The 11190-nt window shown below is 30.8% G+C and carries 12 protein-coding genes and 2 tRNA genes; 8 read left to right on the top strand and 6 right to left on the bottom strand.

Annotation, left to right across the window (positions count from 1 at the left end; translation table 11 throughout):
- Window positions 1-171: 171 nt before the first annotated feature.
- Window positions 172-1110 carry a 1,4-dihydroxy-2-naphthoate polyprenyltransferase gene (locus CD127_RS05300; RefSeq protein ID WP_103296930.1) on the top strand — a complete coding sequence of 313 codons (939 nt, stop codon included), beginning with the start codon at window positions 172-174 and terminating at the stop codon, window positions 1108-1110.
- Window positions 1111-1165: 55 nt separating this feature from the next.
- Here the strand turns inward: CD127_RS05300 and CD127_RS05295 are convergent, their stop codons facing one another.
- Window positions 1166-1720, bottom strand: coding sequence for a GNAT family N-acetyltransferase (locus CD127_RS05295; protein WP_103366010.1), 555 nt, complete (start codon window positions 1718-1720; stop codon window positions 1166-1168).
- A gap of 180 nt (window positions 1721-1900) precedes the next feature.
- Here CD127_RS05295 and CD127_RS05290 point away from each other — a divergent pair, with 180 nt between their 5' ends.
- Window positions 1901-2128 (top strand): TM2 domain-containing protein, encoded by a 228-nt coding sequence (locus tag CD127_RS05290; protein ID WP_103366009.1) that lies wholly within the window; start codon window positions 1901-1903, stop codon window positions 2126-2128.
- Window positions 2129-2212: 84 nt separating this feature from the next.
- On the top strand, window positions 2213-2311 hold the full coding sequence (locus tag CD127_RS12965) for an SAR1012 family small protein (protein WP_276516891.1): 99 nt from the start codon (window positions 2213-2215) through the stop codon (window positions 2309-2311).
- 77 nt (window positions 2312-2388) lie between these two features.
- Here the strand turns inward: CD127_RS12965 and CD127_RS05285 are convergent, their stop codons facing one another.
- A complete protein-coding gene (locus tag CD127_RS05285) occupies window positions 2389-2607 on the bottom strand; it encodes an IDEAL domain-containing protein (protein WP_103328308.1) in 219 nt (72 codons plus the stop codon).
- A 215-nt stretch (window positions 2608-2822) separates the two neighbouring features.
- Here CD127_RS05285 and CD127_RS05280 point away from each other — a divergent pair, with 215 nt between their 5' ends.
- The 3 genes from CD127_RS05280 to CD127_RS05270 all read left to right on the top strand — a co-directional run bounded on the left by CD127_RS05280 (window position 2823) and on the right by CD127_RS05270 (window position 3726).
- Window positions 2823-3407 carry a competence protein ComK gene (locus CD127_RS05280; RefSeq protein ID WP_103366008.1) on the top strand — a complete coding sequence of 195 codons (585 nt, stop codon included), beginning with the start codon at window positions 2823-2825 and terminating at the stop codon, window positions 3405-3407.
- Between the two features lie 152 nt (window positions 3408-3559).
- Window positions 3560-3634, top strand: a tRNA-Asn gene (locus CD127_RS05275).
- A gap of 3 nt (window positions 3635-3637) precedes the next feature.
- Window positions 3638-3726, top strand: a tRNA-Ser gene (locus CD127_RS05270).
- Between the two features lie 266 nt (window positions 3727-3992).
- Here the strand turns inward: CD127_RS05270 and CD127_RS05265 are convergent.
- Entirely contained in the window at window positions 3993-4982 is a 990-nt protein-coding gene (locus tag CD127_RS05265; protein ID WP_103366007.1) for a lipoate--protein ligase, read from the bottom strand.
- Between the two features lie 200 nt (window positions 4983-5182).
- Between CD127_RS05265 and CD127_RS05260 the strand changes: the two genes are divergently transcribed.
- The gene (locus CD127_RS05260; RefSeq protein WP_103297526.1) at window positions 5183-5359 is read left to right on the top strand and encodes a YkvS family protein; all 177 of its coding nucleotides are present in this window, start codon (window positions 5183-5185) and stop codon (window positions 5357-5359) included.
- Window positions 5360-5374: 15 nt separating this feature from the next.
- Window positions 5375-5977: a CPBP family glutamic-type intramembrane protease gene (locus tag CD127_RS05255; RefSeq protein ID WP_103366006.1), complete on the top strand. Its 603-nt coding sequence runs from the start codon at window positions 5375-5377 to the stop codon at window positions 5975-5977.
- Window positions 5978-6076: 99 nt separating this feature from the next.
- Here the strand turns inward: CD127_RS05255 and CD127_RS05250 are convergent, their stop codons facing one another.
- From CD127_RS05250 to CD127_RS05240, 3 genes are all read right to left on the bottom strand, one after another.
- The gene (locus CD127_RS05250; protein ID WP_103366005.1) at window positions 6077-7588 is read right to left on the bottom strand and encodes a bifunctional metallophosphatase/5'-nucleotidase; all 1512 of its coding nucleotides are present in this window, start codon (window positions 7586-7588) and stop codon (window positions 6077-6079) included.
- Between the two features lie 131 nt (window positions 7589-7719).
- Window positions 7720-9078, bottom strand: a complete 1359-nt coding sequence (locus tag CD127_RS05245) for a TrkH family potassium uptake protein (RefSeq protein WP_103297529.1) — start codon at window positions 9076-9078, stop codon at window positions 7720-7722.
- 18 nt (window positions 9079-9096) lie between these two features.
- A complete protein-coding gene (locus CD127_RS05240) occupies window positions 9097-10983 on the bottom strand; it encodes a S1C family serine protease (protein ID WP_103366004.1) in 1887 nt (628 codons plus the stop codon).
- Window positions 10984-11190: the final 207 nt, after the last annotated feature.

The following is an 11190-nucleotide window of genomic DNA, read 5'->3' as shown; positions in this document are numbered from 1 at the left end:
TTCTTTCATTTTTCTATTTTTACTCATTATAATATTGTATCATTTTTCATTATTTATAGTGGCATAATTGCTTAATCGAATTGGGAAATATTTCACGTAGATTGACCTTTATAACCTATTCCTTTAAAATACATATGTTAAAACTTTATATAATAAGAGGTAGATTATATTATGGCAGATCAATATCAACAATATTCTACTGTTAGAAAATATTGGCAACTGATGCGACCTCATACATTAACTGCTGCCATTGTACCTGTATTAGTAGGTACAGCAACAGCTAAACTTTTTTTATTAGGTAGTCAAGACCATATTAAGTTCAGCTTATTTTTAGCTATGTTAATTGCATGTCTGTTAATCCAAGCTGCAACAAATATGTTCAATGAATACTATGACTTTAAAAAAGGTTTAGATGACCACACTTCTGTGGGCATAGGTGGCGCTATTGTAAGAAATGGTATGAGCCCTAAACTTGTCATGAATCTAGCAATTGCATTTTATATTATAGCCGCTTTACTTGGTATCTTCCTTGCTGTTAAAAGCTCTTTCTGGATCATTCCAGTAGGTATCGTTTGTATGGCGATTGGTTACCTTTATACTGGAGGCCCATTCCCAATTTCATGGACACCATTTGGTGAATTATTCTCTGGTTTATTTATGGGTATGATTATTATTTTACTTGCGTTTTTCATTCAAACAGGCAATGTCAATGGATTTGTAGTATGGATTAGTATTCCGATTGTAATTACTATCGGATTAATTAATATGGCAAACAATATCCGTGACCGCGTTAAAGATAAAGCAAGCGGACGTAAAACTTTACCGATTTTATTAGGTAAAAGAGCTTCAATCACATTTATGGCAGCAATGTACATTTTAGCTTATGCTATTGTCGTATTTATTGCTTTATTTAATAAAGGTGGTTCACTATTTTACCTACTTGTATTACTTTCATTCCCAATGCCAGTTAAAGCGATTCGTCGTTTCAAGAAAAACGATACACCTGCTAGCATGATGCCTGCAATGGCCGCAACAGGTAAAACGAATACAGTCTTTGGTATTCTTTATGCTTTAGGAATTTATATTAGTGCATTACTTGGTGGTATTTAATAAATGATTATTATCCAACATCACTGTTTATATAACAGTTAAATGTTGGATTTTTTTATGCTTGATAAATCATGTGTAAATAGTTATGTCCATATAAATCAATATCCTCTACCCATTTGAAACCTAAACGTTCATATAATTTGCGCGCTTTAGGATTATCATAATCACAATTTAAACTCCACTTTTTATCAGGATAAGCGTCGATTAAATATTCAAACAGTTGTGTAGCAATCCCTTGTCCTCTATATTCCGGAAAAGTAGCTACCGTTTCAATGTACCATTCATCATCTTTCGCTTCCTTAATTGGTAAAGGTGTACCATACGCTTTCATATCTTCTTCAAGTGGTAACTCATTCCACGTGGCTTCTAACGCCATTTCTTCGGCCCCATCATAAGCAATAATACATCCTGCTACCTTATTGTCTTGTTCATAGACCCATACATTGTCATAAAAAGCACGATAACGAATGTTAACAACACTTTCTTCTAATGCATTTAAAATACGTTCTTTAGTTATCTCTTTAACCATTTCTAGTTCCATATCTTCCCAAATCATATAACACAATTCTGCAATTTGTTTATTATCACTTGGATGTGCTTTACGTATCACTGCATACTCTCCTCCCCTTATAGTTCTACCTATCTATAATTATATAAAAGTTTCAAATTTTAATAAATTAATTACAAAAAACTTGGATGTTTGGTTCTAGTTCTAACGGTAATCATATAAATAAGTATATAATCTTTATTTAAATAGGGTTAAAAGTGAAGTCATGGAGGATTAGATTTAATGAGAGTAAACAAAACCATTTATGTATTATTAGCAATCTTTTTAGGTGGCGTCGGTATTCATAAATTCTATGCTGACAAAGTATGGCAAGGCGTCTTTCACTTAGTATTCTTTTGGACATTTATACCAACAATTATTTCTATTATTCACGGTATCATCGTTATTTTCACTACAAAAGCAGATAAATATGGATATATTACTTTATCTAATAAAGATTTAAATATTTAAGCGAATATTTGAAAACTTATCTTTATTTTTAGACGAAACGGGTAAAATTAACAATAAGATAATTTGAAAAAGGGGTTAATAAATATGAATATTATCAGACGCGTTTTCCGCATCATTCTTACAGGATATATAGTAAAGTGGATTCGTAATATGATTGAAGGTAATTCAAAAGGTAGAAGATAATAATATAAAAAAGGTCTATTTACTATTTTAATTTAAAGTAGAAATAGACCTTTTATAATGAGTGACAGGATCCTATTTTACTCATTGAAAACTGCCTCCAAAGTTTTATATTCGTTAGTGTAATTCATAAAATCTGTTTCGTTTTTATTAATCAATGCTTCATCAATTAATTTAACAAGTTGCTTTTTGCGCGCTTGTCGAAGGGCCTCATCAATTATAAGCTCAACTCCAAGATCATTAACTGTAGTTACAAAATCTTCTAGTGTCGTATGTTTGACGTTCGTGTTGTAATACATTACAATCACTGCCTTTCTTTTTTATATAAGGATAGTATACAAGCTTTTATTTTTTAAATCAATCGAATATTCAGACATTTCTGTAAAAATAAGTGTAATATTATTTTAAAAGAAAACCTTGACAACTGATAAAAATTTTATATAATAATTTTATATTATTAATTGACACTCAATTGTGGCTTTTAATAGTAAATTTAATAAAAAGGAGTTTTTCTATGAATAAGACTGAAGAACTCAACAATACTGTTTATGTCATCCGGAAAGGTGATATGGTAATCAAACCTATTTTCAATGAGTATGAGCAACCTCAAGGTACTGAAATAATGAAGTTTGACACTACCAAAGAAATTAGTCCTTTCAAAACGCAAAAGATTATTGAACGCTCTTGCAAATTTTATGGTAATAATTATTTAAGCAAGAAAGCAGAAACGCAACGCATTGCAGGCATCACAAGCAAGCCCCCTATTTTATTAACTCCTTTATTTCCAACCTATTTCTTTCCTACTCATTCAGATCGTTTAGAAGAAAACATATGGATTAATATGCATTACATCTCAGATATCAAACCTCTTAAAAATCGTCGCAGCAAAATTATCTTCGCTAATCAAGAAACCCTCACTTTAAATGTTTCATTCCACAGTTTATGGCACCAATATACCAACGCAATTTTTTACTACTACATGGTTGATAAACATTCCCGCATGAAATCTAACAATCCAGAAATGCCAATTGACTACGAAAAAACTACCCTCAACATTTTTGAAGCTCTTTCACATTATTCATTATTACAAGATAAATAGTTTTACGTTTAATATTAAATTATACGGGACGTTTATATTAATATAGTGTAAATGTTCCGTATATTTTTTTAAGATTATCCCTTGCATATTTTAAGTTTATTGATATAATAATATTTGTGCTCATTAGAGAGATGACTTAAAAATTTAATTATTCCGCAGTAGCTCAGTGGTAGAGCTATCGGCTGTTAACCGATCGGTCGTAGGTTCGAATCCTACCTGCGGAGCCATATGGAAACGTACTCAAGTTGGCTGAAGAGGCGCCCCTGCTAAGGGTGTAGGTCGCGAGAGCGGCGCGAGGGTTCGAATCCCTCCGTTTCCGTCATGTTAAAACCACCGAATATTCGGTGGTTTTTTTATGTTTTATTACCTCTCGCAAAAGCCTGTATTGACGGGGTTTTGAGGCAATTTGAATTTATGAAATAAATTTGGCTTACTCGCTATATTTTAAATTCTGTAAGTTTTTGGTCAACAAGTGGACAATATCTGTACGAAATGTTGTAACGTTGTCCACTTTGTTGTCCACATAAAAAGAAAAGCGGCTAACAGATATTATTTTCTGTTAACCGCTTCTCTCTTTTTAATAAATTAATAAGACATTAATTTTATAATTTCATCTTTTTCAATATCACCGAAGTAATGATAGAAATCAAAGTCAGCCATAGCTTCTTTAATGTGTGTGTAGTCGTGTAATACACCAATTAGCGCTTCTTCTAGTTCAGTCACATTTCCCTCACCGAAGAAATCCCCGAAGATTTTTGCGTGCTCTATTTTACCTTGTTTAACGTCAAATTTGATTTGCACAAAACCTTTTTCAAATTTTTCATCACGTTCGAAATTATATTTTGGATTTCTACCAAAATTCCAATCCCAAGTACGGTATTTTTCATTACTTAGTTGTTCAATATTTTTCCAATCTTCATCTGTAAGTTTGTATTCTTCAACTTCATGTTCACCAAATATTGTTTTTAAAATAATTTGTTTAAACTCGTCGATAGAAATAGATTGTTCTAAAAATTCATCAATATTAGCAACACGTTTACGTACAGATTTCACACCTTTTGATTGAATTTTTTTAGGATTTACTTTTAAAGCATTTTGAACTTCTCCTAAGTCACTATTCAACATCAATGTACCATGGCTAAACATTCTTTCTTTCACTTTAACCATTGCGTTTCCTGAAATTTTAGCTTGCCCTACTTGAATATCATTTCGTCCTGTCATTTCTGCATTTACGCCCATAGATTGTAAAGCTTGCACGATAGGTTCTGTAAATTTTTGGAAATTATGGAAACTATTGCCATCATCATCCGTAATAAAACTAAAGTTTAAATTACCTTGATCATGATATACTGCGCCGCCTCCAGAAATACGTCTCACTACATGAATGTTATGTTCGTCTACATATTGTTTATTAACTTCTTCAATAGTGTTTTGGTTTTTACCAACAATAATTGAAGGCTCATTCACGTAAAATAAAAAGTAACTATCATCAACAGGTAGATGTTTTAATACATACTCTTCCATGGCAAGATTTATTGTAGGATCGGTAATATTATTATTACTTACAAATTTCATATATATCTCTCCTTAATATTTCTCTTATATGCCCTTATATTAGTTATGCCTCAAATAAAAAATTATTGCCAATTATTTACTCAAATATGACATTAATTTTTCAATTCAATTATTATTTTCTATTTTTAGTATATATTTGTTTATTTGTAGGCTAAATTTTAGTACAATATAGCCTAGCTATGATTTGAGGAGGACTCGAAATGACTGTTGCAGAAGTAGGAAATATCGTAGAATTTTATGACGGTTTAAGAGGCCGTGTTGAAAAAATTAATGATAATTCAGTAATTGTTGACTTAACTATAATGGATAACTTCAATGAACTAGACTTACCAGAAAAAACAGTTATTAATCACAAACGATATAAAATCGTTGAATAAGAAGGTTAATAGTAAATGAAAAATATATCAAAAGCATTGATTTGGTTTATTGCAAGTTTTATTGTTTTTCACCTTATCTTATTTATTATGTGGGGTGAACACCAAGAATACTGGTATTTATATACTGGAATCATGTTAATAGCAGGAATTAGTTACGTTTTTTATCAAAGAGATATCAGTTCGAAACGCTTGTTAACATCGATTGGCGTAGGTATTTTGACAAGTATTGTTTTAATCGTTATACAATTAATTTTCTCATTATTGTCATCACAAATATCTTATCCTGAACTTATTAAAGAATTAAGTAGAACAGGTGTTTATTTTAAATGGCAAATGCTAGTGACATTAATTTTTGTTATTCCATGCCATGAGCTATATATGAGAACTGTGTTACAAAAAGAATTAAGCAATTTCAAACTACCTACTTGGGTAGTCATCCTTATTCCAGCTTTATGTTCAAGTTCACTGTTCATATATCTTGATAAATGGTGGATTGTAGCATTCATTTTTGTTGCACAAATCGTATTATCAATAAGTTATCAATATACTCGTCGAATTGTAACTACATCACTTGGCCAAATTGTTGCGATTATATTATTGTTAATATTTCACGGATAAAAAAACTTTTCTTAGTTTAAATCAACTAAGAAAAGTTTTTTTGTGAAGTAATTTAGTTTTCTACTTCGTTTATATAAGTGTAAGGCTTAAATTTAACCTTTAACTTTTAACTTGAAAATTATCAATGACGTTTAACTTATAATCAGGATCTTTCAATTTTTCAGTAATAAGCGTACTCATAGAATGTTCAAATGAACTGTGATGAACTTTAGCATCCTCTAACAAGTGCTTGTAATTTCTATAAGTATAATCCGTCATCGTTACACGATATGATTTGTCTAACACAATATCTTTTAAAGTCACGCGATGAAATGGTAAGGCAGTCATATCTACTTCATAGCGGAAACCTTGCCATAAAGTACATAGCGTTTCATCTACAATTGTCATACTGAGTTGATGTTGTTCAAATTGAATATAAGAATACGTATATTCAATGATGTCTTTGATTTGACTTCCTTTCAATGTTAATTCCATAGCTTTATCAGGATGAGGATAAGCATTATAAATATCTTTGTTTGTAATCACATCCTTAAATCCTTGCTCGCCATTTTTAGGTACGTTAACACAAGTAATGTCGTTATCATAAGCTAGTTTAATACTGTCATGCAGCAGTTGTGTAAATGGATGGCTTTTACTTAATAAATCTTCTAACCCGTTAACCTGCATCTTCAAATCATTTTCTGACACAATTTCTTTAGACCAATATTCTATCGCTTTACGATCATAGTGAGTTATATCTAATAACTCTTCATCTTCTGGATAGTTACTCAAATCAATTATTTCAGATTGAACCGCTTCTTTTTCAAATGTATTCGTACGTTTTTTAAATTTTATTTTCACATGAACTAAATCTTGTGCGTTTTGTCCTGCTTGAATATAGGTCGTTTCATAATCATTACCAATAAAAGTTTGATGTTGATGTGCTGTAATCAGCAAATCAATGACACCTATTTCTTTCATCAATTTTTCCGCTTCGTGCGAACTTTCTCCGTGACGCGGATTGGTTTTATTAATTTTATCTAACCCGCCATGATAAATCACCACTAAAAAGTCTGGGTGTTCTTTTTCATGTATATATCTAATCCAACGTTTTGCGGAAAGTAATGATTTTTCAATACTAACGTCTCTTTCCATTTCTGCGTATTCATTTTTCATTAAACCTTCAGCTGTTAAGCCTACAATAGCTATTCTTACATTATTTAGTTCTTTAATAACATAAGGTGTTGAAAAATATGGTTCTTTAGTTAATGCATATTCTATATTGGCTGATAACCAATGAAAACGTGCTAATGAAACAGCCTTAGTTAAGAATGATAACCCGAATTTAAAATCATCTGGACTAATACCACTAGCATCATATTGCATTGCGTTCATCAATTTAATCATGGGATGGCGTTTATAAGGCGCAACTATCGCATAGTAATGAGCAGCTAACGAACCAGCTAAACTTCCCCCACTATCTAATAAAATAACATTATCGTTTTGTTCTCTAATATTTTTAACATATGTTCCTGCTCGATAAATATTAGATCCAAAATCTCCATTCATAAAATGACTATGCATATCAGATGTTGCTAAAATATCGATATTAAAACTTTCATTTCTATCCACGTTTACACACCCCTTATTTAAGGCTAGTTTAACATTTATTGTTATCTTAGTGTTATTGATATATTTTCAAAAAAGGAAAAGACATTTCAAGCAAATTCATTAATAAATTTACTTAAAATGTCTTAATCGAATTAACCAATTTGAATACGTTCTTTAGGATAACTAAATTTATCTGGTTCTTTACGGCCTGATATCATAATAATAAATGATATTAAACCTACACGACCAATAAACATTAAAATCATGAGAACGACTTTCGTAATACTACTAATGTTATCTGTTACCCCTAATGACAAGCCACATGTACCAAAGGCAGACATCACTTCAAAGAAGACTTGTAGGAAACTAAGATTATTTTTTTCAGTGGCTAAAATAATAATCATACTTACAAATGTAAGGATTGAAGCCATTGTAAATACAGCAAATGATCTTTGAATGTCTACCACATGAATTTCTCTATTATATACTTTAATTGATGTTTTCTCAGAATTATTATTAAAGTTAATTACAAATAGAATTAATATCGCAAATGTTGTGGTACGAATACCCCCACCTACAGAACTAGGTGAAGATCCAATGAACATCAAGATACTCATGATTACATTCGTGGCATCACTTAATTGAGTCACATCAATGGTCTGTAAACCAGCACTTCGTGTTGTAGCAGATTGAAACAGAGCGTAAAACAACGATTGATGCCAACTTAATCCTTTAAATGCGTTATTATGCTCTAACGCTAAAATAGCTAATACTCCAAACGTGAATAAAAAGAAATATGTTGTCGTAGTGATTTTAGTAAATAATGAAAATCTAAAATGACTTACTCTATTTCTAATATAAGCACGTACTTCCAATAATACGGGAAATCCAATAGAGCCTAGAATAATAAGAAACATTACTATTGTTTGAACAAAATAATCATTTGCATATGGAATTAATGATTGTCCTGTTATGTCTAGACCACCATTTGTAGTAGCAGATATAGAAACAAATAATCCTTGCATTAACGCATTATTCAAATCTGGATTGTCTCTATAGAAATAAAATGCTAATAATAATGCACCTATAAATTCAATAGTAACAATCGTTTTAATAATTTCTAAAATGAGTTTCACTGTACCACTCATCGTGTCTTTGTTATTATCTAGCATGATTAATTGACGCTCTCGGATTCCAATATGTTTACCGAGCACTACCCATAAAACTGTACCAATGGCCATTACACCAATACCACCGATATTTAGAATGATGAGTATAATGATTTGCCCAAATGCAGAATATGTATCAACAATATTAACCGGGGTTAATCCTGTTACACTGATACCAGAAACGGCTACAAACAAAGTATCAATTGGTGAAACATTCACACCTGGCTTATGCACAAAAGGAAGATTTAATAATAAAAAAGCGACAATTATGGCTATTAGATAATATAAAACAATCCCTTGTTGAGGACTAGATTTTTTAAGTAACTTACTGAAAATAGACATTAACTTGTCACCTCAACGTTATTTTAATTTTATTTTTATCTCTTGAGATTTTCCATCTCTAAAAATTTTCGCGGACAATGTTTTTAAATCTTGTCTGTGTTCAAAAAGAATTTGTCTATACTGTAAATTATCTTTTAGCGTTTTACTATCTAATTCTACAATGACATCGCCAGTTTTTAAACCAGATTTTTCACCTAACCCACCATCTTTTAATTTTTTAACTATAATACCTTGGTTAATTTCGTTAGGTATCTTATAGATTGTTCTTTCATAACTGTTCAATTCTGTTACGTTTTCAATGGCTATGCCAGTATTTGGATATTCAATTTTTCCATGTTTTTCCAATTCATTAGCTATAGATTGTGCTTCATTAATAGGTATTGCAAAGCCCATTCCTTCAATACTTGGCATATTTATTTTCAGAGAGACTACACCAATTAAGTCTCCATTTTTATCGATGATTGCCCCACCAGAATTTCCAGGATTTACAGGCGCATCAATTTGGAAAGCTTTAATGAGTTCATCATTATTATTATCTTTATCAAAATCAACTGGTACTAAACGATTAATTCCCGAAATAATTCCTTTAGACACAGTATTTTTAAAATCATTTCCTAACGGATTCCCTATAGCTAAAATAGATTCCCCAACTACTAAATGATTAGAATTTCCAATATGAAACGGTTTAATATTGCTATCTTTTAATTTAACTTTCAGCACTGCTATATCAGACCATTTGTCTTTACCTACAAGCTTAGCTTGAGCAGTCTTATTATCATCATAAGTGATTTTAATATTGTCGCTTTTATCTATAATATGTGTATTAGTTAAAATAAAAATAGTGTCGTCTACAGTTTTGTAGACGACACCTGAGCCAAGTTCATTATCTGAATTTATATTTGTTTTTTGAACTGAAGTATTCTTAGGTGTGTTACTTTCGACTGTTACGACTGATTTAACAGCGTTATTAGCAATTTTCATAGTTGTGGTATACTTCTTATCGTTAATTTCGCTTTGATTGATATTTTGATTATGTTTTGAGTGAGAGAAAATCGAACTTAGTATTAAAATTAATAATAGAATAATGATAGCAATAACAATTTTAATCCAATGACGTTGAAGAAAGGCTTTCACTTTATCCATAGTCTCGTTGCCGTTATTAGATTTTGTCGTTTCTTGTTGAGAATCAACGTTCTTCTTAGTATTACTTTCATTTCTTGATTTTTCTTGAGCTTTTAATTCTTTATCTTCTTCTACTTTTTGAGTAGATGTTTTTTTGTGATTGTCTTTTGCATCATATTTATTTTCATTGTTGTTTTTCTTCACGTTTTTGTGTGGTTTCTCTGTTGATGTTGTGTTATTTACTGAACTATGTGGTTCACGCTTACTATCTAAGTCATTCGTTTGATTATCATAGACTGTTTCAATTTTTTGTTTTTTAGTTTTATCTTTATTGTCAGTAGTTTGTTTATCTTTTTCTTTATTTTTTTCTAATCTACTATATGTAGGCTGTGATTCTTTTTCTTTGTTTGAATGACGTTTTAATTGTTCACTGTCTGTAGAATGATTGTTTTCTTCTTTTAAACGCTGTTCTTCAGGCAATGTCAAATTATGATCTTTATTTTCTTCTTTGCTAGAAGAGTTATTATTATTAGCTCTTAATTTCGCTTCATGTTGTTGCTGTTGTATTTCTTCTTGAGTTAATTTTTCAATTCTAGCTTTTCTTAAATTATCACGAACACGTTCTTCATTTACCTTTACTAATTGTTGCTCTTTCTCAGCTAAACGTTCACGTTGTTCTTTCTCACGCGCAATTCTTTCTTCACGTTCTTCATTATGAAAATATTCATGACGCTTACGACGATATTTATCGCGTGGTATGACGTGCTTTTTATCATTATCCAAAGCTGTCCACTCCTAACTTTATAATCACTACCTATAAATATGTATCATTTTAGACTGTAGACAAACTCTTTCACTCTTCGTCAACTTATACGTAACTAGCTCATTTACGCATAGTAAACTCCCGTCGTTACGTATTTCGTTTCCTCGATTGAAAAGGGTTTTCTGACAGTCTTACCAATTCTTATTACTTTAAAGACAAATAAATAC

This window comes from Staphylococcus petrasii (genome assembly GCF_002902565.1).
Lineage (GTDB): Bacteria > Bacillota > Bacilli > Staphylococcales > Staphylococcaceae > Staphylococcus > Staphylococcus petrasii.
This window is presented reverse-complemented; position numbering and strand designations above follow the sequence as displayed.